Below are 25,337 nucleotides of genomic sequence, written 5' to 3'. Positions count from 1 at the left end.
GAAGCAGGGAGTATCATATCCTGATGTTGAAACCAAATGGCAGCTGGCACATTACCTTTCGCAAATCGCATTGATATTGCCGGAAGCAGAAGAAATTATTGTTAAGTATTATGAAGACTCAGACGAGTATGTAAAAAGAAGAGCACTATTGGCACTAGGTATTATTGAATCAAGTTATGCAGAACAATTTGCACTTGAATCTTGGAAGACAGGAATGAAGTATCGAAAACTTGCTGCATTGGAAGTTTTAAAACAGATTAACTCCTCACATTACTCAACTTTATCAGTTAGTATTGATGAACAAAATTGAGTTAACGGAGAACGATAGATCAACAACACGTGAGCAGCCGGCATATAAAGCTCGGCTGCTTTTTGCTGAACTAATGGGCAGGTTAATTGAATAAACTGGAGGATTTATCAGAGAGTGTATTGAAAGAATATGTATATCCGATTTTTGTGGGGGCATTTCTCAATGAATATGGATGATAAATTGTTTAACTATTACCTGGAGCTTAAAAACCCCGAAGCTGGTGAATGGAACACATCACCACAATGCATACACACAGAATTGATTACAAGGGATTACGTAAGAAAAGAATTTACAGTCACTGATGGGATTAAGGTATGTAATGTAGGGATTGGAACAGGGGATTGGGACGATTACCTTGGCTTTTGGCTAAAAGGCAAAGGGCTCTTAACAAGTATTGATATTAACAAAGAAATCTGTGAAATCTTCGCTTACAGACAGCTTCGAGAAGGTCATCCTAATCCTTCTAAGGTGATATGTAAAAGTATTTTTGATAATGAAATAACTAATGAAAAATTTGATATTGTAACCTTAATCGGATCAGCAGTCAAAGAGACTGGAGATTTTGAAAGGTGTTTAAATTCGTGTTTTAATTTACTGAATATCGGTGGATATCTTATGTTCATGGCTAACTTAAAGTACTCATCGTTGGAGATGTTAGAAGATTATTTAAAACGATCGAGTTATCAGTTAGTAAAAAAGAATTTGTACGAAGCATTTCCTGAATACCCTTTCTTCATTTGTAAAATCAAAAAATGATTCAACTAACGGGATACGTTAGTTCAGAACGACACCACGGCTACCGATCACATGATCAGTAGCCTTTTTTATTAAAGTTAAGGATTAATTGCGGAACTTTGGTTAACATCAAACGTCTTCTATTTAGTACATCCATAAGCAAATTTACATAAGGAGAAGTTAATTTGGGTAGAAAAATGAGCATGATCATTATTATCTTGATAGTTATTGCTTTGAGTTATTATTTCATTATGTTCTACACACCCAATAATACAGTTAGTAAAGTTTTAGATGCTTCAATAAAGGGAGAATCGATTCAGGAATTAGACGCAACCAACAATGCTATATTAAATTCATTCTGGTCTGGCGTTAATGAAACAACAGGCTTTAAATATTCAATAAACAGAATAAAAGCAGGATGGAATGAGAGAGAGTTTTTAGTACGTATTGAGAAATTTAATTATGATCGAGAGAACAATTTGACCGGTATAATTCATGGATCTCTATATATCAAATTATCTCGTTCTTTAATAAATAAATGGTCAATCACTGATATTAGAGTTACTGAGAACTTAACGTAACTAGATACAATATTGATTGAACTAACAGGGAACTATAGTTCAATCAAAATAAGTTACAGAAGCTCTACCGCAGTTTAAAGTGTACCTTCGAGAGCGGGAACACTGCATTCGATTTAAGTAAATGAAGTATTACTTTTGGCCTTTGCGCATGAAGAAAGTCATGTACAATGACCGAAGGCGATGCTTTTTTTTGTGCATATTCATGACCTTTAACAGGTTTGGTACTCCGTTATCCTTGGTAAAATCTAGGTGTAAGAACTAACGAAACACTTCGGCTCGCGTACATTTAACGATTCAATATCAAAAGTGATGGCGGAGAAAAAGGGTTGCACGAACTCCGCACCGCAGTTAGGGGGATAGAAGGACAGCGATCGTTTCAAAATGAGGATGTACGTTGAATAGGCGACTCTGTTCAGCCCAACCATAAAATGCACATAGGAGTGAATGTGATGTTAGGGAACCAATCGAGATGGCCGGCTAAAAGCATGGCAATTCTGCTCATTGCATCATTTATGCTTGTTTTGCTTTCTGCCTGCGGGCAGAACGGCAATCAGCAAGTCAGCGAAAGCGCCGCGGATATCAATCCGAAGAAAGTGGCCTTAACAACTGCAGGCAAGCCAAACTCAAATAAGCCGAATTCAGACGAAGAGCTGGTCAAAGAGCTCCCAGGCTTCAAGAACGTCTACAAGGAAGCGAACGGCGTCAAGCTTCACTATGTCGAAGGCGGGAAGGGCGAGCCGCTGTTTATCCTGCCGGGCTGGCCCGTTACCTGGTATTCATTCTCTAAAATGATGCCGGAGCTGGGCAAGAACTATCATGTTTATGTCGTGGAATACCGTGGCATGGGCAGCTCGGACAAACCGCAATCGGGCTATGACAAGAAGACAATGGCAAAGGATATTTATGAACTGGCCAAAGCGCTAGGCTACAAGAGCATTAACATCGCAGGACATGATATTGGCGCGACAATCGCGTACGCTTATGCTGCGAATTACCCGCAAGCCACGAAGAAAGTTGTGTTGATGGATGCTTCCCATCCGAATGAGAACTTTTTGAAAATCCCGATTTTGCCACCGGCGGGAGTGTACGACGAGAGTAATCCCGAACGCGCGAAGTTCTACTGGTGGTTTGCCACTAATACCATTCCGGGCTTGTCGGAGCAAATGCTGCAGGGCAAACAGCTGGATCTCGTTTATAATTGGATTTACGATTATATGGGCTACACCAAGAATGCTCTCAGCAAAAAGGAACGTGAGGTTTACCTCGCGGCTTACTCCCAGCCCGATGCGCTCCGAGCCGGGAACGAATGGTACAAATCGTTCAGAGACGATATCGAAACATTTAAAACGTACAAACCTCTGTCCGTGCCCGCGCTTGGTATCGCCGGTGTGTCCGGTTACGGCATGCTGGAGCAGTTCTTAAACGAGCATGCGCCGAATTCAAAGACGGTGAAGCTAGAAAAAACCGGACATTGGATTATGGAGGAGAATCCTATAGCGGCCATTAAGCTATTCAGAGAGTTTTTCCAGTAGATCGGATTCAGCAACTTTTCAGACTTTAAAGTGGAATGGAATGGTTCGATGGGGCATTAGCAGCGGGCGTTCCCTTACGGGACATGCTCATGGTAATGCCTTTTCGGAATGGCTCCAGGATTTCCGAAATGCTGCCAGAACAAGCAGTGCTGAGCCCCCATATCGGGAGAACGACAAGAAAGCAAGTCCGCAGCTAGTTGTTCGACAACGAGTTTAAGAACTCGTTAGGGTCAAAATGAGAGGTTCAGCACAGGATAGTGGTCAGATTCTGTATTTCCCGATTTAGAACCTTGATAAATCAAGGTTCTTTTTCATTGGTACGTATTTTTATGTCTTTTTTTGGACGTGAAAATTCCTCTATACTGGGCTGACATAAACGAAATGGTGCTGATTGCTTTTTTTGGATCAACAGCTCTTACGTTAGACGAGGGACTTTAGTTTAATAAGAACAGTGCAGCAGCCGATCAATAAAGACCTGCTGCTGATGTTTCTCAGCTAGGGGCAGTTGAATGCGTGTTTTAAAACTTAATCGGGATTTTCTTGTCGTTGAAGTGTTGTACTCACTTTTTTTAGGCAAAAAACCTCTTGCCAAAACTAATGGCATTAGTTATTATAAAACTAACGACATTAGTTTATGAGCGAAGGTGGTTAATTAAAATGAGGATGACACGTCATGAACAGGTTTATCAGCTTACTTTTATGCCGACAATGTTCCCGGTGAATTGCTATTTGGTGGAGGAAGAGAAGAGCTTGACGCTGATTGACGCCGCAATGCCGGGTAACGCCGAAGCTATTCTGAAAGCGGCAAAGCAAATCGGCAAGCCTATTACGCGTATTGTTCTGACCCATGCTCATAGCGATCACATTGGAGCTTTGGATGCATTGAGGCAACAACTGACCGATGTAACAGTGTATATATCTGCCCGGGATTCAAGACTGCTTAACGGCGACCGCTCGCTTGATCCCAACGAGCCGGATACGCCAATTCGGGGCGGCGTGCCTAAGCCGGGCAAAATCGCAACACGCTCGGATGTGCTGCTGCAGGACGGCGACCGCGTAGGTTCCTTACTGGCGATTTCGACGCCGGGCCATACGCCGGGCTCGATGTCCTTTCTCGACTCTCGAAGCCATGCTTTGATTGCGGGGGATGCTTTTCAGGTTCGCGGGGGAATCGCGGTAAGCGGACAGGTGCGCTGGAAGTTTCCTTTTCCCGCTATGGCAACCTGGAATAAGGTCGAATCGCTCCGCAGCGCAATGAAGCTGCTGACGCTGAAGCCATCCTTGCTGGCCGTTGGTCACGGGGATTTGATTGTTAAACCGGAAGCGCTGATGGAGTTGGCCATTCAGCATGCATCAAGCAAGCTTGATACCGTAATTGTTCGTTAAGAAAGGGAGAATAGAGCATGTCACCAAGATTAGGATTGGATCTGCCAACCATCATACAAAAGGCTGCCGAGCTGGCGGACGAGAACGGACTGGAATCTGTTACCCTCGCCTCGTTGTCCCAGAGGCTCGGCATCCGTTCTCCTTCTTTATACAACCATGTGGACGGATTAAGCGGTCTTAAGGAGAAGCTTGCCTTGCACGGACTCAAAAATCTGCATGACAGGCTGCTTCGCGCCGTTGCCGGAAGATCTGGCGATGATGCCGTCTTTGCCATTGGGCTGGCCTATATCGGATTCGCGAGAGAGCATCCTGGCTTGTACGAGGCAACGCTTCCGGCCCAGCAGACAGAGGACGCGGAGCTGATCAAAGTAAGCGAAGAATTGATTCGGCTCATTATTACGGTGATGGACTATGCTTATAAGATGAAGCAGGAGGATACGATCCATCTCGTCAGGGGCTTCCGCAGCTTTATGCATGGTTTCGCAACGCTGGAGAGAAGCGGAGGTTTCGGACTACCGGTAAATCTGGACGAGAGTATTCAGGTTGTGCTTAAGGTCTATCTGGCCGGGATCCGAGAGCAATTCCGTTCTTGAATCCAATACCGATTTACGCAAGAGGCCGGGCGATCCCCTTCCGATAGTCATCGGGGGATTGTCCGGTAAATTTTTTGAACGTTTGGCTGAAATGAGAGACGTATTTGAAGCCAACTTCAAAGGCAGTCTCCGTTATGGAGCGGTCCGGATTCATTGTAAACAGCATTTTAGCCTGGTTGATCCGTCGTTGATACAGGTAATGGAACAAGGTAATACCGGTCGTTTCCTTGAAGATCTTCACCAGGTAATGCTTGTTCAGATGCATATAATCGGCGATATCGTCCAGCTCAAGCTCCTCCCGGTAATGCTCCTCGATATAAGCGATCAGCTTCTGGACGTTCTGATGCTTAATGCTGCTCGGCGGTGAGGCTTGTCCGTAGCTAGGCATATGGGCGAATTCGTAAATAAGCAGCAGCAGCTCCTGGAAACAGAGGATTAACCGGTCATGCGACAGCGGATCATCGCTTTGCCGAAGCTGGCATAACCGCTCCAGCAACGGCTCGATTCTTGCCTGCTCCTCGGCTTTGAGGGAGATCAGGCGGTTCGTCTGTCTCTCGAACGGCAGCAGCAGCGGCACAAGAAAAGGCGGCTGGAACAGACCTGAAGCAAAAGCCGGGTCAAAATGGACAACCGTCCGGCAATATTCGTACCGGTTATCGATGGATGGATAATGAAGTGTCATCCCGTTCATCAGAATCAGGTTGCCGGGAGCAAGCTCATAGATGCTGTCGCCAATCAGCAGCTTGCATTTGCCGCTGTGAAAATAATAGATTTCATATTCCAGATGGGAATGAAAGTCGGTTGGAATCTGGGATGTATTGTACATCGCTTCAATGGGAAGCGGGTATCGTTCTTGAACGCTCATGCGATTCCTCCACGAATGAAATAGCGGTTGTTTTATTATACTGCTCGGCCTTCAAATACACCAACCACGTATAAATCGGCAAGCGATGAACGATAACCGGATAGAAGCGGTTAGTCCCCGGCGGTGGTACGATGTGAATAGGACAAGTTGAGGAGGATAATACGCGATGATCAAGGAACAACTGGCTATAGAATCCGTCAGTGCTATGAAAGCTACCGTTGAACGTCTGGCGATGACCATGCCGGTAACGGATATGCATACCCATTTGTTTTCCGCCGATTTCGGCAATTTGCTGCTGTGGGGCATCGATGAACTGCTTATATATCATTATCTCATTTCGGAGTCGTTCCGCTGGGCCGATGACGGGGAATCGTATGACGCGTTCTGGGCTATGTCGAAGCGGGAGCAGGCCGACTGGATCTGGAACAAGCTCTTTATCGAGCATTCGCCGGTCAGCGAAGCGGCAAACGGCTTTATTACGATATTGCACCGTCTTGGTCTTGATGTTTCCTCGCGCAACCTGAATGATTACCGCGAGGCGCTTGCCAGCCGCACGACCGCCCAGCAGGTAGACGAGGTTCTCCGGATCTCGAACGTAAAGCATGTCCTTATGACCAACGATCCGTTTGATCCGGAAGAACGCGAGGTATGGCTTAACCGCGGCGGCAATACGGATTCCCGGTTCTCCGCCGCCCTTCGGGTCGACAGCCTGCTGAATGACTGGCCTAATGCGGTTGTGCAGCTTCGTTCCCTTGGTTACGATGCCGCCGAGGAGTGGACGGAGAAAACGAAGGAAGAGGTACGCCGCTTCCTGTCCGAATGGATTGTACGAATGGACGCTTTGTATCTCGCGGTGTCGATGCCTGGCGATTTCGTTTATCCCGCCGAGGATCACCGCACCCGCATGATTGACGAAGCGATGGTGCCGGTCTGCCAGAAGCACGGCATCCCGTTTGCCCTTATGATCGGCGTTCGCCGCCGCGTGAATCCGGAGCTTCGTCTTGCGGGCGATATGAGCATGGATTCGGACGTGTCCGCTGTTGAAGCTTTATGCCGTAATTATCCGAAGCAAAAGTTCCTTATCACGATGCTGGCCCGCAGCAATCAGCATGAGCTGACCGTGCTTGCGCGTAAATTCCGCAATCTGATGGTGTTTGGCTGCTGGTGGTTCCTTCACATCGAATCGATGGTGGAGGAGATGACGAAGTTCCGTCTCGAGCTTCTCGGCACTTCCGTTATTCCGCAGCACTCGGACTGCCGCGTATTCGAACAGCTGATTTACAAGTGGGAGCACTCGCGCCGGATCATCGGGCAGGTGCTGGCCTCGAAATACGAGCGTTTGTACAATAACGGCTGGAAGGTAACGGAGGATGAAATCAAGCGGGATCTTGACGATTTGTTCAACCGGAACTTCTGGCGATTCCTCGGCAAGGAGCAGCCGGAATAGTTAGGAGGAGGAGCAGGCGATGCCTGCTTCTTTTTTTTTGCGATTTCCAAGCGAATTCTCGGGATTGAAACGCATTCTGCCGCCTAAGGACGCCAAAGCCGGTTCACCTTGCCAGTACAACATCACGATCCGTGAAAAAAATCGAATCTATGCGTGGATGCGCCATATACTGTTGTAACGCAACAGGGATGGAGGCGACTCTACGTGACCGATAAACGATTGCCGCGCAGCTCCCTTCTATCAATAGGAGGCATGTTATTTCCGATCGTTGTGCACGGCATACATTTGCTTCTTCCGCTGCTCCTTACGGGCGGCATTAGCGCTATGGAATGGTCTAACATGCAGCATCATGGCGGCGGAATGAAAGGCATGATGAACGATCCTTTTATGGACGGCATTATGATGGGAATTATGATTATCTCCGTTCTGTTCACAATCGGGTATCTCGTCCGGATTTGGCGTCTCCGGGATTGCAGCAAGGCAGCAGCCTGGTGTTATACCGGCGTATCCGCGGCCTGCTTCGGTTTGTTGCTTATACTGGTGTAACGCAGGTTCTTTCGTCCGATAAGGGCCGTTTTCGGGAATGACAAGCTCCGGTAAAAATGTTTGTTGCGCTTTCCGGAATTCTCTGCTCTAATGGGTATGACTTGCAAAATCGAAACGGATCGTGGAGCGAAAGGATTGCAGCGGGATGGAAACAAAGGGCAGTGTTTATAGGCTTGGCATGCAGATGATGCCGCGGGTTTGGTTTAATGCGCGGATCGATTTCAGCGCGACTTTATTATTCAGTATCTTTAACGTAGTATTGAATCAATTTTTTATGCCGTTCGCGATTCGCGAAGGGGCTACCAACCTGCAGGTTGGGCTTTTGTCCGCAGCGCCGGCGGCAGGTCTCTTGTTCTCGCCGATTTGGGCGGCATGGATCGAGAAGACGGGCAATCCCAAACCGTTTGTTATCGTTCCGAACGTCATCGGCAGATTGCTTATTATTTTTCCGGCTTTGTTTGCTTATCCGTCCGTTTACGTAGCAACAGCTCTGGTCTTCCAAATTCTCATGGGAATCCAGGCTCCGGCTTATGCTTCTCTTGTCGCGCGGATGTATCCGGCGGATGTCAGGGGCAGGCTGATGGGCTATGTGCGCGTCGCGAGCGGAGCATTAATGATTCCTCTTGCGTATGTCGTTGGCTCCTGGGCTGACGCGTCGGGACCGTCGGGTCCGCTGGTAACGGCCTCTATTTTCGGAGTGGCTTCGATTTTCTTGTTTAATTCTCTCCGACTGCCTAAGCAGGTCATGTCCCTGCATGCCGGAACAAGGGCGAGATTCTCGCTCCGCGATCAATGGGCACTGGTGTCGGGAAACCGCAAGCTGGCCGTATTTCTGGCGGCGACCACCTTTTCCGGCTTCGGCAATATGCTGTCCAATCCGCTGTACCAGATCATTCAAGTGCAAGTGCTGGAACTGAGCAACGTGCAGATCGGCTTTGCCCGGGTATCCTATTATGCAGGCTTGCTATTGACGTATTTAATCGCCGGAAGGCTGATTGACCGGATTGACATTAAACACGTTCTTCTATGCGGAATCAGCGCGTATGCGGTAGTTCCTATGTTATATGGCTTATGGGGTAGCTATTCGGCTGTTATCGCGGGCAACGGCATTCAAGGCATAGGCGAGGCCATCTGGGATATCGGCATCCTTGCTTTTGTATCCAGATTAGCACCGGGCAGGGAAGCCGCCGTGTTTGGCGTGCATCTTATGCTGTTTGGCGTGCGGGGCACGCTGGGGCCGCTGCTTGGAGCGGGGTTATCGGACAGCGTATCGTTAACGATGCTGCTTGTGATTGCCTCCGTATGCGGCTGGATCGGAACCGCGCTGTTCCTGCTCGGCAACCGCAAAGCTTTAATCGAACGCTCGGTTTCAAGTTAACGAATATATAATAGGACCAGAATAAGGGTCCTTTTTCTTTTGAGGTTGGAAATTCATCATAAAAAGGCTTCCCTAAAGAATCCGAAGTTAATCACGGCGATGTTCGGCGGGGAAGAAGAGTTGGAATAGGCATGTTCATTTCTCGTTCATATTGGTCTGCTACAATGCAAACAAAAGGCCATAAAGGGGAATACGAGAGATGAACAACTGGAAAATTGCGCTAAGCGCTGTCGCCATCTCGGTCGCTTTGGCGGGCTGCGGTTCTAAATCGGGCGAGTCCGGCACTGCCGCAAACGGAACAACCGGACAAGCCCAACAGCAAAATCAGGGAAAACAAGGCTTCCAAGGCAGAGCGATGATGGGCACGATCGGCAAAATCAAATCGATTAACGGGCAGACCATTACGATTTACAAATCATCGTTCCAAAGACCGGAAGGCGGTGGACAGCCTCATCAAGGCGATGCAGCAAACGGCAACCCTCCTTCGGGTGATCCGCCTCAAGGGGATGCCGGCTCGACGCCTCAAGCGGGCAACGGACAGAACTCCGGCGGCGGGCGCCAGCGCAACATGCAGAACATGTTCTCCGATGAGACGATGGATATTACGGTAACGGATGCAACCAAGATTGTATCGGCATCCTTCACCGACGGGAAGATGACGGAAACAGACAAGACGCTGGCTGATTTGAAGGCCGACGATATTATTACGGTGCAATTGAAGGAAGATACGCAGGAAGCGGAATCCATACGTCTCGGCGGCTTTGGCGGCGGAGGATTCGGAGGCGGCGGGCGCGGCGGTCAATTCCAGAATGGCGGCGGCGCGCAGAACGGGCAGCAGTCCGATCAGCAAACGGCAACAAAGTAAAAAGAAGCCCGGGAGGGCTTCTTTTTTGCTGAGCATCAAAAACAAGCAAAGCCGGCTGCATCGTATGGATAACAGCCGGCTTGGGACATGCTATTGTAATATTTCCTATTAGGCTTAGTACATTAGTACAATGAGATCGTTAAAGTATCTTTCTCGTACAACGAGTGAAGCGTGGCTTCACTGCCGTTGATTTCAACGCTGATCAATGATTTGATACAGTTTTTTAAGGCATTTTTACCCGTTGTAAGCTTGCGGTTCAGGACATCGGACAATTTTTCGATTGCTTTTTTATTCGTATCGGTTAAATAGACGGGAATTGTGCGGTTATTAAATAAAATCATTGTTTTCATAGGGGAATGCCTCCATTCCATTAATAGACTTTGATATAACATATACGGATAAAACCCGCAGAAGGTTTCGCCCGAATATTAATTAGCTTACTTTATTATCTTATTTTAAGCGATAAAGATTAAGATAAACTTAAAAAATGGTTATGATTTCTTTACAATTCAAGGAATCTGACGACGACAGGCGCCAAAGAGGGCAGGTTGAGGGGCTCAAACCGAAGAAATGGCAAAATCGCATAAGAAAATAGTAATAAGACAACTGTTTTTTTGTTTCCCTTAGCCCGTATAATGAGAATCGTGGAACTTTAAAATACAGACAGCAACAATGAATCGAATGATAAAGGAGTGCTTAACAGGTGACACGTCCGGGTATCGGTTTACAGATGTATACGCTTCGTGAAGAAACAGCTCAAGATTTTGAAGGTACACTGCGCAAGGTTGCGGCAATGGGCTATGAAGGTGTTGAATTTGCCGGTTACGGGGATATTCCCGCCGAACAAATGAAAGCGCTGCTGGACGAGCTTGGTCTAGTTGCAATCGGCAACCACGTGCCTCTCGTGAATCTTGAATCCAAGATTGAAGAGGAAATTGCTTATTTGACTACAATCGGAGCGAAATATGCCATCTGCCCTTGGCTCCCTGTTGAAGTGCGCGACGCGGATGCCTGGAAGAAGCATCTCGTAAACTTCGCGGAATACGGTAAGCGATTCCAAGAAGCCGGCATTATTTTCTGCTACCATAACCACGAATTCGAATTCGAAGTTGAGATCGATGGACAAATCGTGTTCGACAAGCTGTACGAAACGGTTAGCGCTGACCTGCTTCAAGTCGAGATGGATCTTGGCTGGGTGCAATACGCAGGCCGCAACGTGCTTGAATACATCTCCAAATATGCCGGCAGACTGCCGCTTGTTCACTTGAAGGACTTCGTTAAAAATACGGAAAAAGCCGAAATCGACACGGTTGAACTTGGCCGCGGCGATCTCGATCTGCTTCCTCTGATCAAGCAATCCGAGCAAGCGGACGTAAAATGGCTGATCGTTGAGCAGGACCGCTGCGCGAATCCGCCGCTTCAATCGGTTGAAGAAAGCTTCAACTGGCTGAAAACGAACTATCTGAATCAATGAATTTCGACTTTTGACTATAGAAGAGGCAGGGGAAAAAAATGAGCAAAGTAAGAGTAGCAGTAATCGGTTGCGGTTCCATTTCCAAACATCGTCATATTCCTGAGTATGCAAGCAACGAGAATGTTGAATTGGTTGCATTCGTTGATCCGGTAATCGAGCGCGCGGAAGAGTATGCCGCAAAACACGGCGGCAAAGCTTATGCCGATTACGAGACTATGCTGGCTGAAGTTAAGCCGGATGCGGTAAGCGTATGTACGCCTAACTACCTGCATGCGTCCATGTCGATTGCGGCAGCTAACGCTGGCGCGCATGTCCTTGTTGAGAAGCCAATGGCTGTAACGGACGAAGAAGCGGCTTCTATGATTGAAGCTGCTGCGAAAAACGGCGTGAAGCTGATGGTTGGACATAACCAACGTCTGATGCCTCCTCACGTAAAAGCTAAACAAATTCTCGAATCCGGCGTTCTTGGCCGCGTTCTGACCTTCCGCACATCGTTTGGCCATCCGGGTCCGGACGGCTGGAGCATCGACGGCGCGGGAAGCTGGTTCTTCCGCAAGCCTGAAGCTATCATGGGCGCAATGGGTGACCTTGGCGTGCACAAATCCGACCTCATCCGTTACCTGCTGAACGATGAAGTATCGGAAGTTGCCGCGTTTATCGGTACAATCGACAAAGCCGGCGACGTTGACGACAACGCTAACGTTGTTGTGCGTATGAAGAGCGGCGCAATCGGCTCCCTGGTTGCAAGCTGGACGTACTACAAAGGCGAAGACAACAGCACCGTTCTATGGTGCGAAAAAGGCGTGATGAAGATCGGCACGCATCCGGAAGATCAAGTTATCGTCGAGCTTCGCGACGGTTCCGTCGAAAAGCACAAAGTCGGCGAAATCTCCACAAACACGAAACAGCTGTCGAGCGGCGTAGTGGATGCGTTCATCGATTCGATCGTTAACGACACTGTGCCGGCTATCCCTGGCGAAGAAGGCCGCAAATCGCTTCAGGTTATTCTGAGCGCATTTGAATCCCAAGCAACAGGCCAATTCATCAAAGTAAACTAATCGATATCGATATCGCTATATATTGAAGAAACTCCTCAAGAGGCTGCCCGAAAAGGCGGTTTTTTGGGGAGTTTTTTTGTTTATTGCGATCTTTTTGAAATCGCTTTCTTAAAGGATTCTAATGTTTCATCCTCCTAGAGTTTAAAAATTCTGACATTTATGCGGAATAGCCAACGGCCGCCTGAATTTGCGGTTTTAGCGAAAAGTGAGCACATTCTCATAAACACGCTCAACCGCCTGTTTTTACAGTGAAAACGCGTAACTTACCAGTTTTTGTGCCATGAAACAAGTTCGAAACACATGTTACGATAAGTGGCGTCGGAGGGCAAGTGCTTAACGAGCTCACAAGCAAACAAGACAACAACTTTTATACCACATACAATTTTAGGAGGATGAAATCATGAAGATGCAAACATTACGAGTGGGTGTCACTAGCTTAGCAGCAGCAGCTTTGATCAGCATAGGTGTAACGACTCCAACTGCAGGTGCAGCACCAGCTGTGAAGACTTACTCCACTAATTGTAATAATGTTTCGATGGATACAATTAATCAAATTGCTCAGCAATACGGTATCGATTTGAGCAAGATTACTTTTGGCGGCATTACGATTCAGTTGCCAACGCAAGTAACGAACCCAAGCACGGGTACTGGCAATACAACAACGCCTACTAAGCCAACAACACCAACTACACCATCTAAACCAACAACGCCAACTACACCATCTAAACCAACAACGCCAACTACGCCGTCTAAACCAAGCACGGGTTCCGGCAACACTGGAAGCAACGCCGGTAACACTGGCAGTACAGGAAACACAGGCAGCAACACTGGAAGCAACGCAGGCAGCGGTACCGTATCGCAAAGCGAGTTCGCATCCCAAGTTGTAACGCTTGTTAACAAAGAGCGCGCTAATGCCGGTCTGAAAGCTTTGACATCTGACGCTCTTCTGACTAAAGTGGCTACGGCAAAAGCACAAGACATGTACCAAAACAACTACTTTGACCATAACTCTCCAACTTACGGCTCGCCGTTTGACATGATGAAATCGTTTGGCGTGACTTACAACTACGCTGGCGAGAACATCGCTATGGGTCAAAAATCGCCAACTGAAGTTATGACAGCTTGGATGAACAGTGCCGGTCACCGCGCTAACATTCTGAACGCAAACTACACGAAAATCGGCGTAGCTTACGTGAATGGCGAGTGGGTACAAGAATTCACGGGCTAACCCTTCAATAAAGCTATTGAAGTCATTTAAACCGGAAGAACCAAGCGTCAGGCGGTTCCGCCTGACGCTTTTCTTTTCTTCACATAAGTAAGGAATCCGTACTTACCATACGCAGAAACCAGGGGGACAACACAAATGAAGAAAGCATCGATGATGACGACGGCAGTACTCGGCTTATCTCTTATTTTTGCCACAGGATCGGTTCATGCGGCCAGCAAGACACATACGGCTGTTGAGGGCGATACATTCTGGAAGCTCTCGCAGAAATACAGCGTGTCGGTTGATAAATTAATGAAAGCGAATGCAAAGATTAATCCGCTGAATATTTACGCCGGTCTTAAGATCGTTATTCCAACAACAACGGCTAAAGCTGCGGCAACGGCAAAAACGACATCTACCGCCAAGGCAGCAACGGCGAAAGCGGCTAAAGTTACGGCGCAAAGCGTAACGGATCAAGCAGGCACGATCCATACGTTCAGCAAGCAGCTGTCCATTCAAGCGACGGCTTACAGCGGCGATGCTTCCGAGAACGGCGGCTGGGCAGGTCTGGATTACTTCGGCAATAAGCTGAAGGTAGGCACGGTTGCGGTTGATCCTAAGGTTATTCCGCTCGGCACCAAGCTGTACATTACGGGCTATAACTCCGACGGTCTCCCAACAGGCGGGATGATCGCGACGGCATCCGATGTAGGCGGCGCGATTAAAGGCAATCGCATCGATATTTATTTGCCGGGCACGCCCGCAGAGGTAAGCCATTTCGGCATTCAGGACGTAAAGGTATTTATTCTTAAGTAACCGGATAACCGGCAGCCTCTTGGGCTGCCGGTTATTTCATTTTATCCGCGGACTGATTCAGCAGCTCAGGGAGCGTGACAAACTTGTATCCCTTTTTACGAAGCTGCGTGATTAGAACGGGCAACGCGTCAATCGTTCCGGACAAATCTTGACCGTAGCCGCCGCCAGCATGCTGCAGGACGATCGAACCTGGCTGAAGCGTCTTCTTAATGTTATGCAATACGATGCCGCTGTTCGGATTGTTGCGCCAATCCACGGAATCCACATCCCAGTTGACGACGGTATATCCGCTTTTGCCCGACCATGCCACTTGATCCGGCCGCATCTCCCCGTACGGTGGGCGGATGAAGCGGGGATGATACCCGATAATTTTGCTTACGATCGCGTCCGTCCGCCAGATTTGGGTATGGAATTCCCGGGAACTAAGCTGTGACATGACGGCATGGTTGTAAGAATGATTGCCAATGGTATGCCCCTCGCGGTGAATACGCCGGACCAGAGCCGGATGCTTCACTGCCCGGGAGCCAACCACAAAGAAGGTTGCGCAAACGTCGTAGCTCGCGAGAACGTCAAGGATTTGAGGCGTAAACCGAGGATCCGGCGCATCATCGAAAGTAAGGGCTACCCGCTTGGCGTTTCTTGGGCCGTTAAGGATAAACGTATCGGGAAACTGCTTATGCATCCTTACCCAGGACGTATCCGCCGTTTTTTTCTTTTTTTGCTTTGCGGGTGCAGAGGCATAGGCCTGCTCTACGGAAGCAAGCAGCAATACGATGGTAAGCAGAGAGGCAAGCCATCGTTTGTAATTGCCGGACATCGTCGGCATTCCCTTCATTCGTATAAAGCCTCCGTTTCTTATGTAGTCGCGAAGCTATTTTTCCCCGGAATGGAAGGGATCATGCGCATCATAAAAACAGCCGCATCCGGCTTACCGGATGCGGCTGTTTCATTATACGATCTCATTTCATCTTGAACACTTGAATCGTGCGTTGAAGCTGGGTAGCCATATTGAGCATTCGCTCCGTCTCCTGCACAACGCCTTGAACGGATGAAATCTGCTCGTTCATGGAGGCGGATACCTGCTGGGTGCCGGCTGCGGATTCCTCCGTGATGGCGGAAATATTTTGGATGGCGTCGGAAATTTTACGCGCGCTCTCCAGCATTTGGTCGCTTTCGCTTGCGAATGCCGCAATCTGCTCCGTAATGAACTGTACGCTTTGAACGATCTCGGCGAAGACCATCTCGGATTCGCGGATCCGCTCCGTCTGCATCTTAACGACCTCTTCGTTTACCTTCATGTGATTGATCGTTTGTTTAATGCCTTGATCGATGCTCTTCACGAGGCTGAATACTTCCTTCGTGGAAACCGTAGCTTCTTCCGACAGCTTACGCACTTCTTGGGCGACTACCGCAAAGCCTCGGCCATGCTCGCCCGCACGGGCAGCCTCGATAGAGGCGTTAAGCGAGAGCAGGTTGGTTTGCTCGGCAATATCGGAAATGGCCGTAGTCATTGCCGTAATGCCTTGCGCCTTGCGAGCCAGGTCGGTAATCGTCTCGGATACCTTCTCCGTTGCTTCCACGTTGCGGCGCATCCCTTCGGATTGCGCTTCCAGTGCTCCGCGTCCTTTGTCTACGAGACTCAAGGTGAGTTCGGAGCGTTCGTTCATTTCTTTCGTCGCATGGGCATAATTCGCAACCTTCTTCTCGATCTCGGCAATGGATTCGCTCATGTCCGCAACATCCTCGGATATTTCGTTAGCGCCCGTAGCCAGTTCGTTGGAGGAGGCGGCAACCTGCTCCATCGCGATCTGAATATGATTGTTTTTATCGAAAATATTGCGGCTTGTTTCGGATACATGCCTTGTAATATTAGAGGTTTCGGTCAAAATATCACGCAGCTTGTCCACCATGCTGTTGAAGGCATGGCCTACTTCGCCAAGAGACGCGTTTGCAGCCGTATCGATTCGTTGCGTAAAATCGCCTTTGGAGATCCGGAACGCCGCGTTTGACATCTCTTCAAAGGAGGAGTTTAAAGCCTTTTCGATAAAGCCGACGGTTGGATAAGCAAGAACCGCCAGTACCACCGTTACAATAAGGCCGGCCAGGATGGAGCCCCCGCTGAATAAAATAACCAGGTTCAGCGCGATTGCAACTAGGACCAAATTTAAATAAATGGAGGTCATCAGCTTACTTCTAACGGATAAGGAATAGTACCATTGGCTCATTATGTAAGCGCTCCTTTTTATAGAATAACCATATTATAGCATCAGCGGTGAAATTGGTCTATAAATGTCGAATAAGATCGAGATAAGTTTCGGGAAAATAGATGCAATTGCGCGATAATTGTAAAAAATTATAATTTACTATATTGTCAATTTATTGAAAAGATTCTATAATCAGACCTGAGAACTAGTTGGAAACAACTAATTACAACTATTTTAGGGTAGAAAGGAGGAGAAATTATATGAATTTGGATGCTATGCCATTGGCACGGCAAGTTGACTTTGTTTTTCGCCAATTAGAAGAGGAACTTACAAATGCGGTTGGGGGGACGGTTCATATTCACATTCGGAATAACGCGGTGGGCAAATTCGGCCTTCGCCACAATCCGATTGAGACTAGGAACGGCAAGCTGGAGCAAGACGGAGAAGGCGGAATGACGCCGACTCAGGTCCAGGCGTTCCGCAAACTTGCGATTGATGCTTTGAAATTGAGAAGGAATTGGACTCATGGCGAAATTATGTACGATTTCGCTGTCCGGCAGCACGCGGGCACCTGGTCGGCTAGCATCTGTTACGAATCGAATTATAATACAGCCAACTGGAGTTATCGTTACCAGCAGCCGAAGCCACAAATGCTGCGGGAAAAGAACGGCGAACATACCGGCTTTGATTTTTAGGCTAGAGCCATTATTTATTCGGACAGCCGTGCAGGATTTCCTGCACGGCTGTTTTTTGCTTACTTAACTTCATGGCCTCCCGAATGCAGATGGGGAATGCCGCCGCTGTTGACCTCGTGCTCCTGCGCAGCCGCAGGGAGCAGGAAGCCGAGCAATAACGGGAGAAGGAACAATCCGTAGACAAGAAGGCTTTTTAGAGGGGACATGGAATGATCGTGATCGTGGTCATGATTGTGGTCGTGGTCATGGTCATGATGGGAATGAATATGGCCGCATTCCTCGCAGTCCGCATCGGGCTTGCGCTTCATGGCCAGCATAGCCTGGTGAATGGCGGCGACGTTCAGGACAACGGCCGACAGCTTGACGTATAGCTTAATCCCGGGGGATACATACAGCGGCAGCTGGCCTAACCGGTCGAGGTAAATGATCAGAAAGGCAAATCCCGCAAGAAAGCCAGCCCGTATCCAGTTATGATTCATCGCAGCACCTCCAGCAGCCATACGCTAACCAGCACAAGGGCGAAGGCCATCAGCGTAACCGATAGAACGATTCGCGCGCGGAAAGCGGACAGCATCATCAGCGTATTTTTCAAATCGATCATAGGGCCAAACACGAGAAAAGCAAGCAGCGGTCCCGTATGGAACATGCCTCCGAACGAAGCGGCTATAAAAGCATCCGAGGTCGAGCAGATGGACAGCAGAAAGGCTAGCCCCATCATGAAGAAATAGGAGAGAAGCGGCTGACCGGCAACGGCCTCAAACGCCTGACGGTCAATGAAGGACTGGATAAAGGCCGTGAGCAATGCGCCAAAGATCAAATATTTGCCCATGTCGAAAAACTCGTCTGAAGCATGGCTAAGCGTTGCCGACAGTCGCCTGTTTTTCTTGACCGGTTCGGGCGAATGTTCCTTTGCATGCCGATGTGCATGTTCAATGTGATGTTCATGGCGATGCGCAGGGATGTTGACGGACGACGCTTCTTTCAGAGGGCTGCCTTTCATGAACCGGTGAAGGAGAAGCCCGATGACAACCGTAACGATAAAAGCAATGATAAGGCGGTCGTAGGCCATTTGCGGCTGCGAGCGGAAAGCGGCATAAGTGGACGTAAAGACAATCGGGTTAATAATGGGTCCCGCGAGCAAGTACACAATACCGATATAAGCGGGCATGCCTTTTCGGATCAAACGCCGCACAACGGGAATCATTCCGCATTCGCATAACGGGAACACAAGACCAAGCAGGGTGCCGAAGAGAATGCCGACCAAGTGATGCTTGGGCGTGAGCTTCCGGATCATCTCGTCGGTTACGAATACCTGGAGCAGGGCAGAGAAGATAACGCCAAGAAGGATGAAAGGAAAAGCTTCCAATATAATGCTTAAACATACAATTTTAAACTCTTGAGCGCCATCGGACTCGAGCAGAGCAAGGGACCAGGGTTGTCCTGCCAATATGAGGCAAATCATCACAAGACATCCGATCCCGAGCAGCGGGGTCCCAAACCGGAATAACATGTTCAGCATGAGCCAACCTCTCTTTGATTACCAAGAAATGTTTACGTTACTAATCAGCTTATGCGAGGCTTGACCGGGATAGGACAACTTTTGCGTCATAGGCTTGACATGCCGGTAGAGACTTGCGCTATAATCAGGGTACGAAATGCGATGAAGGGAACAAGTAAGCAGCAGGGATTAATGCGTTACAGAGAGCTGGCGGACGGTGCAAGCCAGTGCAAGCCTGATTGCTGAATGGATCCTGGAGCCGAGAGCGGAACGCAGACTTCTGAAGTGCTGTCTATGCTTATCCGGCCGTTCCCCGTTACGGAACAATGAAGGCTTATTGTCTTTAACCCGCCCCGATGCGTTTCGGATATCAGCGGGGGGCAATGAGTAAATTAGGGTGGCACCACGGTCCCTCGTCCCTTGCGGCGGGGGATTTTTTGCGTTCGAATACGCACTAGAAACTGATTAGCAGAAGAGGGGACGAGCATTTTATGAAAAAGGTACTTTCTGGCATTCAGCCGAGCGGACAGCTTACGCTGGGCAATTATATCGGCGCCATGCAAAACTTTGTAAAGCTGCAGGAAACGGAAGAATGCTTCTTTATGGTCGTGGATCTTCACGCGATTACCGTGCCACAGGAGCCGGCTATGCTGCGCGAGCAGATCGAATCCGTTGCGGCTTTGTTTATTGCTGCGGGCCTTGACCCGGCTAAAGCAAACATCTTCGTGCAATCCCATGTGCGCGCGCATGCCGAGCTGGGCTGGATTATGACGACTCTGACCGGTATGGGCGAGCTTGAGCGCATGACGCAATTCAAGGACAAATCGGCCGGCAAGGATTCGGTTGGCGCGGGCTTGTTCGTTTATCCTTCGCTGATGGCCGCGGACATTCTTGTGTACAATGCGGACCTTGTGCCGGTAGGCGACGATCAAAAGCAGCATCTGGAGCTTACCCGCGACCTCGCGAACCGCTTCAATTCAAGGTTCGGAGAATATTTCACGGTTCCCGAACCTTACATCCCGACGGTTGGCGCAAGAATCATGTCGCTTGACGACGCGAGCAAGAAGATGAGCAAGAGCAATCCGAATGCCGGCAGCTATATTGCCCTTCTCGACGAGCCAAGCGTCATCCGCAAAAAAATCAGCCGCGCCACAACGGATTCCGGCCGCGAGGTGAAATATGATCCGGCGAACAAACCGGAGATCAGCAACCTGATCAGCATCTACTCGCATTGCGCGAACATGACCATCGCCGAGGTAGAAGCCCGTTACGAAGGCCAAGGCTACGGTCCGTTCAAGAAGGATCTGGCCGAGCATGTCGTAAACGTCCTTGAACCGCTGCAGCAGAAGTACAAGGAGATCCGCGAATCCGGCGAGATTCACGCGATCCTGAAGCAAGGCGCGCAGCGCGCATCGGAGCTTGCGGACCGCACGCTTGCCGGGGTCAAAGAAAAGATGGGCTTTCTTGCCCCGCGAAATTAATAAAAAATAAAAGGCTGGCGCTATTAGCGTCAGCCTTTATTTTCGTTGCGGCGCCGGATTCTTGCTTTCACCACAAAACCTCCGCCAATCATGCACAGAGTCAGAATAGCAAACAGAATGGCCAGCCAGGCGTTAAAAGATATCGAAATCGCGGTAGCGCACATAAGCAGAACAGAGACGACGGCGAAGAACAGGGATAGCGGTTTAGACAAGGCGGAAACTCTCCTTTACGGATGCTTAATATTATTTTTTCGAGCTTAGCATATTTTGCGTCAACATGCTCATAATAAGCTTGCAAGCTTGCAAAACATCACAGCTCTTAACTGAAGGGAGATTATCAGCATGGCTAGCAACAGATCGAGCAATCAATTGGTGGTACCACAAGCACAACAAGCTCTTAACCAAATGAAAATGGAAGCAGCTTCGGAGCTTGGCGTACAAATTCCGGCAGACGGTTACTACGGTAACGTTACATCGCGCGAAACAGGCGCGTTGGGTGGTTACATTACTAAGAAACTTGTCCAAATCGCTGAACAACAATTGTCCGGCGGCAGCTTCCGCTAATCGTTTATAAATACACAACGCTTCAGAGGAAGCCACGAAGCTCAAGGGTAAAACCTTGAGCTTTTTCCATGCGCGCCAGCCAGCGTGATCACGAAAAAAAGCCCCTTCTTATTGTGCGTCAGGGGCTTTCCTTCGTCAAGTCGGATTGTTAATAAGAGTTCATGCGAAGCCGCTTCATTAAGCGGTCGTCGCTTAACCAGCCGACATAAGAGCCAACCGTTTCATATTCCTTGTTCATGAGGAGCACGGCTACAAACGGATATTGCTTGCGGTGCCGGTACCGGACATCCGACCAGCGGACTTCATAGCCCCAAGGATGCTCCTTTACTTCGGCGCAGGCGAATTTGGTGAAATACAAAAAGCTTCGAATCGCGTTGTCATTCCTGGATTTGGCAACGGCTGGATGGTCGGAGCAGCGGACATTGTCCAGCCATCTGAGCTTGTTGCCGCGAAGGTCCCCGATAACAAAGCTGCCGTCCGTTGCGCGCTTGACGATATTCCAATGCGACAGCGAGATCGTTGGAATGGCTACGTACGCTTGCGTTCCGTCCGGTTCGGGGTCCAGGGATTGAAGCCTGCGAAGCGTGCTTCTGTGAGCGAGCGTCCGCCATGTATAATAGATGATGGTAAGCACGTACAAAACCGGAAAGACGGCAACGGGACTCGCAAGACCAAACGCCCAAAACAATATCGCAATCACATGGGTAGTGAAGATAACCGGATCAAAGATATGGATGATGTTCCAGGAGATCCATTTCTCCGTGAACGGCCGCATGGCTTGGGTTCCGTAAGCGTTAAACAAATCGGTGAATACGTGAAGGCAGACGGCTAACAGCACCCATGAGCCGACATGCAGCCAAGGGAGGCTGCCGCGGTAAACGAGCTGAATCAATCCCGTAATCAGAATCGTCCAGATGGCAATAGCCGGCAAGGAATGGGAGATGCCGCGGTGATTCCGGATATAGCTGGCATTTCCTTTCAGCCTTAGAAAGGTGTCAAAGTCCGGGGCCTGCGAGCCGATGACGGTTCCGACCAAGACCGCGGCGAAGATGGATGGGTTATTGGCGACAACGGGATCGATGCAGGCCAGTCCGGCAAGTCCGATACCCATGACAAGATGCGTTCCTGTATCCATGTCTAGAGACCTCCTTATCATTATTGCGGGGACTTTAACTCAATTAGCTGTAGTATCAACGGAGGAGCTTTACTTTATCAGTGGTAAAAAGAAAGGGGTTATCGACAACGATGTATATTTGTTTCGCTGAATATAAAATCGCGGCGGGCGAAAGGGATGCTTATTTAGCCTATGTACATGCATTAATGAAGGAATCGGGGCAGAACGTCCAAATATATGAGGGTACGGATCAAATCAACCTGTTTGTCGAGATCTGGACGGCTGCAACCGAAGAGGAAGCAGAAGCCATAAAAAAAGAACGCTGCGATGAGCGTTCTTCTTGGTACCGGGTTGCCGAATGGATTCCCGGCGGTGCGGACAAAATGCATGTATGGACATTCAAGCCGGCGGGGGCAGGCTTAAATGCAGGGTAGCACTTAGCCTTCGCGGCTTGTCAGCGGAGTCGTATTCGTGATTGTTCCGCCTTGGAACGGGTATTCGTACGCGATTTCGCCTTCGAAAGTTACATAATCCAGGTTCAAAGTGAGCAGCAGGTAACGCATGCCTGTGGAAGGATCGCTAATAATGATATGGTCGCGGCCAGCTGCTTCGATAATGCCGCGGAATACTTTGGCGTTCCATTCGCGGTTGTTTTCGTATGTCATGTAAAAGGTAGCCATTTTGCCGCGGTTTAGACGCAAAATGTTCTCTACATAAGATTCTTCCACACCCACTGTTACAATGTTTCCGCCGGTTGGCGTAATGAACGAACCGCTAGGCACCTGCGGAGGCGATTGCACTCCAAGCGTTCCTTGCATAGCTGGCATACCTTGCATAGCTGGCATACCTTGCATACCTGTCATACCTGGCATAGCAGGCATAGGCATTGGCATTGCCATGTTAGGCATAGTTGCGGCAGGAGATACGGCATTCGGGAAGCCGCCGCCGAAACCGCCGCCTGCAAAAGGGCTGACTCCACCGTAACCGCCCGTGCTGGCCGGACTTACTGCATTTTTGTAACCATAACCGTAAGACATGCTGTTGATCCTCGCTTTCAATCTTTGAAATTTGTTGACTGATCCTTACACTCGTGGACGCTTGCTTTGTTCGGATTATTCCTTGTCGCGTGCGCTCTGCACAGAAGAAACCTTGCTATTGCGTAGCCTCAAAGCCTCCGGGATTCTGATGCTGATGACTGCCGTATGTTCGGGCTCTTTGCTTCCCTTTACCCTATACAGAGCTGGGCACTTGACTACATACCTATAGTATTGAAGAGCGGTCAAAAGGGTTCCACATTTATTGTCACAATTTGAATGGCGAATTGATGAACAATAGCTCCGAACGTTGTCATGGCATCTATTTTTCTGTATGATTAAGAACGATTCATCAATGAAAATGTATAGGCGCGCGTGCTTGCGTGCCTTGTTGCATAACTCGGGAGGCTCGCTTCGTGTTGAAAGATTTAATTGCATTGACCAAACCACGGCTGCTCCGGCTTAATGTATTTGCCGCAATTGGCGGTTTTTGGGTCGCTTCCAAATGGGATATTGACTGGCTGACATTGCTGTGGGTCGTTATTGGCTCAGCGATTACGATAGGTTCGGGTTGCGTCATTAATAATTATTGGGACCGAGAGCTGGATAAAAAGATGGAGCGCACGAAAGAACGCGCGTTGCCGATGGGTCGCCTTCAGCCTGGCTTTGTGCTCGGATACGGCATCGTTCTTGGCATAATCGGCCTTGCGATATTGTTTGTTCTGGTAAATCCGGTTACGGGCTGGCTTGGCTTTTTGGGCTGGTTTGTTTATATCTTCATTTATACAATCTGGTTGAAACGCACGTCCACCTGGAGCACGTCGATCGGCGGTATTTCCGGGGCAATGCCTCCGGTGCTGGGTTATTGCGCCGTAACGAACGAAGTGGATATGGGAGCATGGCTGCTGTTTGCCTTCTTGTTCCTGTGGCAGCCGGCGCATTTCTGGTCGCTTGCCATCCGCCGGGTTGAGGAATACCGTACGGCCGGATTTCCGCTGCTTCCGGTTGTGAAAGGCATTAAACGGACCAAGCTGCAAATGATTCCGTATGTCGTCCTTCTGATTCCAACCTGTGTACTGCTATACACCTACGGATACACGGGCATTGTATTCCTGATCCTGTCTGTGATCGCCGGGGTTGTTTGGGCTGTTCACACGATCCAGGGCATTAAAGCGGAAAATACCGAGAAATGGGCGAAGGTCAACTTCCTTATTTCCGTTAACTATTTAATGGTTGTCTTTATTGTCATGATGGCAAATACCGTGAAGTAATCTGTTCAGCTATTGCTTTGGATGATTCCTATTAGGGAGGACGAGAACCGAAATGGCATTTCTCAAAAAGCACAGCTTCAAATTCGCTGTACTGGCGCTCTGCTTGGCAATGGGCATTTATTTATTCATTACGAACTACTCGCAGTCGAGCGGCGGCAGTAAAATGCCCGTCCAAATGGCTGCTCCGTCATTTGCATTGAAAGATATTAACGGCAATGAGGTTTCGCTGGATTCCACAAATGGCAAAGCGAGGCTGGTCTACTTCTATTGGGCAAGCTGTCCGGATGTATGCCCTCCAACAACGTTTATGATCTCCGAGGCAGAGGACCAACTCCGTGAAGCAGGGCTTCTCGGCACGAAAGCTGAGCTGATCTCGATTACTTTCGATCCGGCTCATGATACGCCTGATGTCATTCGGGACTTCGCAACCCGCAACTTTGCGCAGCTGGATGAAGGGGGCTGGGACTTTCTGCGCGGCGATGACGAGGAAGCCGCGATCAAGCTGGCAAGAGATTTTGGCGTCAGCGTGAAGAAGGATGAGGCAACCAAGTCATTCATCCATATGAATGTCATCACGCTCGTTGACAAGAAGGGCCAAATACGCAAATGGATTAACGGCAGCGATGAATCACTTACGCCCGAGAGCTTGGTGTCGGATTTGAAGCAGCTCGCGAAGGAATAAG

General features: G+C 48.9%; 30 protein-coding genes. 21 read left to right on the top strand and 9 right to left on the bottom strand.

The genetic code is table 11. The annotated features are described in order from the left end of the window. The 6 genes from EV294_RS30300 to EV294_RS14770 all read left to right on the top strand — a co-directional run. A partial coding sequence (locus EV294_RS30300; protein ID WP_165930687.1) for a HEAT repeat domain-containing protein occupies window positions 1–310 on the top strand: 310 nt, incomplete at its 5' end. A gap of 162 nt (window positions 311–472) precedes the next feature. After that, the gene (locus EV294_RS14790) at window positions 473–1,066 is read left to right on the top strand and encodes a class I SAM-dependent methyltransferase (protein WP_132307994.1); all 594 of its coding nucleotides are present in this window, start codon (window positions 473–475) and stop codon (window positions 1,064–1,066) included. A 164-nt stretch (window positions 1,067–1,230) separates the two neighbouring features. Continuing rightward, window positions 1,231–1,626, top strand: coding sequence for a hypothetical protein (locus EV294_RS14785; RefSeq protein ID WP_132307992.1), 396 nt, complete (start codon window positions 1,231–1,233; stop codon window positions 1,624–1,626). Between the two features lie 449 nt (window positions 1,627–2,075). Continuing rightward, window positions 2,076–3,158 (top strand): alpha/beta fold hydrolase, encoded by a 1,083-nt coding sequence (locus tag EV294_RS14780; protein WP_165930686.1) that lies wholly within the window; start codon window positions 2,076–2,078, stop codon window positions 3,156–3,158. Between the two features lie 657 nt (window positions 3,159–3,815). Then, window positions 3,816–4,544: an MBL fold metallo-hydrolase gene (locus EV294_RS14775; protein WP_132307988.1), complete on the top strand. Its 729-nt coding sequence runs from the start codon at window positions 3,816–3,818 to the stop codon at window positions 4,542–4,544. Window positions 4,545–4,561: 17 nt separating this feature from the next. Then, a complete protein-coding gene (locus EV294_RS14770; protein ID WP_132307986.1) occupies window positions 4,562–5,137 on the top strand; it encodes a TetR/AcrR family transcriptional regulator in 576 nt (191 codons plus the stop codon). A 13-nt stretch (window positions 5,138–5,150) separates the two neighbouring features. Here EV294_RS14770 and EV294_RS14765 read toward each other — a convergent pair whose 3' ends face one another. After that, complete coding sequence (locus tag EV294_RS14765; protein WP_132307984.1) at window positions 5,151–6,002, bottom strand: AraC family transcriptional regulator; 852 nt, start codon at window positions 6,000–6,002, stop codon at window positions 5,151–5,153. Window positions 6,003–6,168: 166 nt separating this feature from the next. On the opposite strand from EV294_RS14765, the gene EV294_RS14760 reads away from it, so the two are divergent. From EV294_RS14760 to EV294_RS14745, 5 genes are all read left to right on the top strand, one after another. Next, window positions 6,169–7,449 (top strand): glucuronate isomerase, encoded by a 1,281-nt coding sequence (locus EV294_RS14760; RefSeq protein WP_207918148.1) that lies wholly within the window; start codon window positions 6,169–6,171, stop codon window positions 7,447–7,449. Window positions 7,450–7,468: 19 nt separating this feature from the next. Further along, window positions 7,469–7,627 carry a hypothetical protein gene (locus tag EV294_RS30295; protein WP_165930685.1) on the top strand — a complete coding sequence of 53 codons (159 nt, stop codon included), beginning with the start codon at window positions 7,469–7,471 and terminating at the stop codon, window positions 7,625–7,627. A 26-nt stretch (window positions 7,628–7,653) separates the two neighbouring features. Further along, on the top strand, window positions 7,654–7,995 hold the full coding sequence (locus tag EV294_RS14755; RefSeq protein ID WP_132307982.1) for a hypothetical protein: 342 nt from the start codon (window positions 7,654–7,656) through the stop codon (window positions 7,993–7,995). 145 nt (window positions 7,996–8,140) lie between these two features. Continuing rightward, window positions 8,141–9,373 (top strand): MFS transporter, encoded by a 1,233-nt coding sequence (locus EV294_RS14750; RefSeq protein ID WP_132307980.1) that lies wholly within the window; start codon window positions 8,141–8,143, stop codon window positions 9,371–9,373. 199 nt (window positions 9,374–9,572) lie between these two features. Further along, the gene (locus tag EV294_RS14745) at window positions 9,573–10,238 is read left to right on the top strand and encodes a hypothetical protein (protein ID WP_132307978.1); all 666 of its coding nucleotides are present in this window, start codon (window positions 9,573–9,575) and stop codon (window positions 10,236–10,238) included. A gap of 122 nt (window positions 10,239–10,360) precedes the next feature. Here the strand turns inward: EV294_RS14745 and EV294_RS14740 are convergent, their stop codons facing one another. Beyond that, on the bottom strand, window positions 10,361–10,588 hold the full coding sequence (locus EV294_RS14740; RefSeq protein WP_091185155.1) for a 3-dehydroquinate dehydratase: 228 nt from the start codon (window positions 10,586–10,588) through the stop codon (window positions 10,361–10,363). 353 nt (window positions 10,589–10,941) lie between these two features. Between EV294_RS14740 and EV294_RS14735 the strand changes: the two genes are divergently transcribed. The 4 genes from EV294_RS14735 to EV294_RS14720 all read left to right on the top strand — a co-directional run bounded on the left by EV294_RS14735 (window position 10,942) and on the right by EV294_RS14720 (window position 14,793). Continuing rightward, a complete protein-coding gene (locus EV294_RS14735) occupies window positions 10,942–11,712 on the top strand; it encodes a sugar phosphate isomerase/epimerase family protein (RefSeq protein WP_132307976.1) in 771 nt (256 codons plus the stop codon). Window positions 11,713–11,750: 38 nt separating this feature from the next. Next, window positions 11,751–12,770: a Gfo/Idh/MocA family protein gene (locus EV294_RS14730; protein ID WP_132307974.1), complete on the top strand. Its 1,020-nt coding sequence runs from the start codon at window positions 11,751–11,753 to the stop codon at window positions 12,768–12,770. A gap of 400 nt (window positions 12,771–13,170) precedes the next feature. Then, window positions 13,171–13,998, top strand: a complete 828-nt coding sequence (locus EV294_RS14725; protein ID WP_132307972.1) for a CAP domain-containing protein — start codon at window positions 13,171–13,173, stop codon at window positions 13,996–13,998. A gap of 135 nt (window positions 13,999–14,133) precedes the next feature. Next, a complete protein-coding gene (locus tag EV294_RS14720) occupies window positions 14,134–14,793 on the top strand; it encodes a 3D domain-containing protein (RefSeq protein ID WP_132307970.1) in 660 nt (219 codons plus the stop codon). 31 nt (window positions 14,794–14,824) lie between these two features. On the opposite strand, the gene EV294_RS14715 is transcribed toward EV294_RS14720, so the two are convergent. Together EV294_RS14715 and EV294_RS14710 are read right to left on the bottom strand one after the other, a co-directional pair. Next, a complete protein-coding gene (locus EV294_RS14715; RefSeq protein ID WP_132307968.1) occupies window positions 14,825–15,628 on the bottom strand; it encodes a polysaccharide deacetylase family protein in 804 nt (267 codons plus the stop codon). A gap of 124 nt (window positions 15,629–15,752) precedes the next feature. Further along, window positions 15,753–17,018 carry a methyl-accepting chemotaxis protein gene (locus tag EV294_RS14710; RefSeq protein WP_132307966.1) on the bottom strand — a complete coding sequence of 422 codons (1,266 nt, stop codon included), beginning with the start codon at window positions 17,016–17,018 and terminating at the stop codon, window positions 15,753–15,755. Between the two features lie 239 nt (window positions 17,019–17,257). Here EV294_RS14710 and EV294_RS14705 point away from each other — a divergent pair, with 239 nt between their 5' ends. After that, entirely contained in the window at window positions 17,258–17,692 is a 435-nt protein-coding gene (locus tag EV294_RS14705; protein ID WP_132307964.1) for an O-methyltransferase, read from the top strand. Window positions 17,693–17,751: 59 nt separating this feature from the next. On the opposite strand, the gene EV294_RS14700 is transcribed toward EV294_RS14705, so the two are convergent. Continuing rightward, window positions 17,752–18,171, bottom strand: coding sequence for a DUF1980 domain-containing protein (locus tag EV294_RS14700; protein WP_132307962.1), 420 nt, complete (start codon window positions 18,169–18,171; stop codon window positions 17,752–17,754). Then, window positions 18,168–19,211, bottom strand: a complete 1,044-nt coding sequence (locus EV294_RS14695) for a permease (RefSeq protein WP_132307960.1) — start codon at window positions 19,209–19,211, stop codon at window positions 18,168–18,170. Before EV294_RS14695 ends, EV294_RS14700 begins: the two co-directional genes overlap by 4 nt. A gap of 470 nt (window positions 19,212–19,681) precedes the next feature. Between EV294_RS14695 and trpS the strand changes: the two genes are divergently transcribed. Next, window positions 19,682–20,671, top strand: coding sequence for a tryptophan--tRNA ligase (gene trpS, locus EV294_RS14690; protein WP_132307958.1), 990 nt, complete (start codon window positions 19,682–19,684; stop codon window positions 20,669–20,671). Window positions 20,672–20,700: 29 nt separating this feature from the next. On the opposite strand, the gene EV294_RS14685 is transcribed toward trpS, so the two are convergent. Continuing rightward, entirely contained in the window at window positions 20,701–20,883 is a 183-nt protein-coding gene (locus EV294_RS14685; protein ID WP_132307956.1) for a DUF5325 family protein, read from the bottom strand. A 130-nt stretch (window positions 20,884–21,013) separates the two neighbouring features. Here EV294_RS14685 and EV294_RS14680 point away from each other — a divergent pair, with 130 nt between their 5' ends. Then, window positions 21,014–21,235, top strand: coding sequence for an alpha/beta-type small acid-soluble spore protein (locus EV294_RS14680; protein WP_132307954.1), 222 nt, complete (start codon window positions 21,014–21,016; stop codon window positions 21,233–21,235). A gap of 148 nt (window positions 21,236–21,383) precedes the next feature. Here the strand turns inward: EV294_RS14680 and EV294_RS14675 are convergent, their stop codons facing one another. Beyond that, window positions 21,384–22,370, bottom strand: coding sequence for a metal-dependent hydrolase (locus EV294_RS14675; protein ID WP_132307952.1), 987 nt, complete (start codon window positions 22,368–22,370; stop codon window positions 21,384–21,386). 80 nt (window positions 22,371–22,450) lie between these two features. Between EV294_RS14675 and EV294_RS14670 the strand changes: the two genes are divergently transcribed. After that, window positions 22,451–22,783 (top strand): hypothetical protein, encoded by a 333-nt coding sequence (locus tag EV294_RS14670; RefSeq protein WP_243711666.1) that lies wholly within the window; start codon window positions 22,451–22,453, stop codon window positions 22,781–22,783. A gap of 3 nt (window positions 22,784–22,786) precedes the next feature. Here the strand turns inward: EV294_RS14670 and gerQ are convergent, their stop codons facing one another. Next, a complete protein-coding gene (gene gerQ / locus EV294_RS14665; RefSeq protein ID WP_481856075.1) occupies window positions 22,787–23,257 on the bottom strand; it encodes a spore coat protein GerQ in 471 nt (156 codons plus the stop codon). A gap of 521 nt (window positions 23,258–23,778) precedes the next feature. On the opposite strand from gerQ, the gene cyoE reads away from it, so the two are divergent. Both cyoE and EV294_RS14655 read left to right on the top strand, forming a co-directional pair. Further along, the gene (gene cyoE / locus EV294_RS14660) at window positions 23,779–24,654 is read left to right on the top strand and encodes a heme o synthase (RefSeq protein ID WP_279513583.1); all 876 of its coding nucleotides are present in this window, start codon (window positions 23,779–23,781) and stop codon (window positions 24,652–24,654) included. 52 nt (window positions 24,655–24,706) lie between these two features. Next, window positions 24,707–25,336, top strand: coding sequence for an SCO family protein (locus tag EV294_RS14655; protein ID WP_132307946.1), 630 nt, complete (start codon window positions 24,707–24,709; stop codon window positions 25,334–25,336). Window position 25,337 lies beyond the last annotated feature (1 nt).

Source organism: Paenibacillus sp. BK033 (assembly GCF_004345425.1).
GTDB lineage: Bacteria > Bacillota > Bacilli > Paenibacillales > Paenibacillaceae > Pristimantibacillus.
The sequence above is the reverse complement of the archived record's forward strand: the minus strand, read 5'-3'. Positions and strand labels throughout refer to the sequence as shown.

Bases quoted from the DNA above. Each gene is read 5' to 3' on its own strand.
- EV294_RS14790 (WP_132307994.1), top strand. From the start codon at position 473: ATGAATATGGATGATAAATTGTTTAACTATTACCTGGAGCTTAAAAAC.
- EV294_RS14780 (WP_165930686.1), top strand. From the start codon at position 2,076: ATGTTAGGGAACCAATCGAGATGGCCGGCTAAAAGCATGGCAATTCTG.
- EV294_RS14775 (WP_132307988.1), top strand. From the start codon at position 3,816: ATGAGGATGACACGTCATGAACAGGTTTATCAGCTTACTTTTATGCCG.
- EV294_RS14770 (WP_132307986.1), top strand. From the start codon at position 4,562: ATGTCACCAAGATTAGGATTGGATCTGCCAACCATCATACAAAAGGCT.
- EV294_RS14765 (WP_132307984.1), bottom strand. From the start codon at position 6,002: ATGAGCGTTCAAGAACGATACCCGCTTCCCATTGAAGCGATGTACAAT.
- EV294_RS14760 (WP_207918148.1), top strand. From the start codon at position 6,169: ATGATCAAGGAACAACTGGCTATAGAATCCGTCAGTGCTATGAAAGCT.
- EV294_RS30295 (WP_165930685.1), top strand. From the start codon at position 7,469: ATGCCTGCTTCTTTTTTTTTGCGATTTCCAAGCGAATTCTCGGGATTG.
- EV294_RS14750 (WP_132307980.1), top strand. From the start codon at position 8,141: ATGGAAACAAAGGGCAGTGTTTATAGGCTTGGCATGCAGATGATGCCG.
- EV294_RS14745 (WP_132307978.1), top strand. From the start codon at position 9,573: ATGAACAACTGGAAAATTGCGCTAAGCGCTGTCGCCATCTCGGTCGCT.
- EV294_RS14740 (WP_091185155.1), bottom strand. From the start codon at position 10,588: ATGAAAACAATGATTTTATTTAATAACCGCACAATTCCCGTCTATTTA.
- EV294_RS14730 (WP_132307974.1), top strand. From the start codon at position 11,751: ATGAGCAAAGTAAGAGTAGCAGTAATCGGTTGCGGTTCCATTTCCAAA.
- EV294_RS14725 (WP_132307972.1), top strand. From the start codon at position 13,171: ATGAAGATGCAAACATTACGAGTGGGTGTCACTAGCTTAGCAGCAGCA.
- EV294_RS14720 (WP_132307970.1), top strand. From the start codon at position 14,134: ATGAAGAAAGCATCGATGATGACGACGGCAGTACTCGGCTTATCTCTT.
- EV294_RS14715 (WP_132307968.1), bottom strand. From the start codon at position 15,628: ATGAAGGGAATGCCGACGATGTCCGGCAATTACAAACGATGGCTTGCC.
- EV294_RS14710 (WP_132307966.1), bottom strand. From the start codon at position 17,018: ATGAGCCAATGGTACTATTCCTTATCCGTTAGAAGTAAGCTGATGACC.
- EV294_RS14705 (WP_132307964.1), top strand. From the start codon at position 17,258: ATGAATTTGGATGCTATGCCATTGGCACGGCAAGTTGACTTTGTTTTT.
- EV294_RS14700 (WP_132307962.1), bottom strand. From the start codon at position 18,171: ATGAATCATAACTGGATACGGGCTGGCTTTCTTGCGGGATTTGCCTTT.
- EV294_RS14695 (WP_132307960.1), bottom strand. From the start codon at position 19,211: ATGCTGAACATGTTATTCCGGTTTGGGACCCCGCTGCTCGGGATCGGA.
- trpS (WP_132307958.1), top strand. From the start codon at position 19,682: ATGAAAAAGGTACTTTCTGGCATTCAGCCGAGCGGACAGCTTACGCTG.
- EV294_RS14680 (WP_132307954.1), top strand. From the start codon at position 21,014: ATGGCTAGCAACAGATCGAGCAATCAATTGGTGGTACCACAAGCACAA.
- EV294_RS14675 (WP_132307952.1), bottom strand. From the start codon at position 22,370: ATGGATACAGGAACGCATCTTGTCATGGGTATCGGACTTGCCGGACTG.
- gerQ (WP_481856075.1), bottom strand. From the start codon at position 23,257: ATGCCTAACATGGCAATGCCAATGCCTATGCCTGCTATGCCAGGTATG.
- EV294_RS14655 (WP_132307946.1), top strand. From the start codon at position 24,707: ATGGCATTTCTCAAAAAGCACAGCTTCAAATTCGCTGTACTGGCGCTC.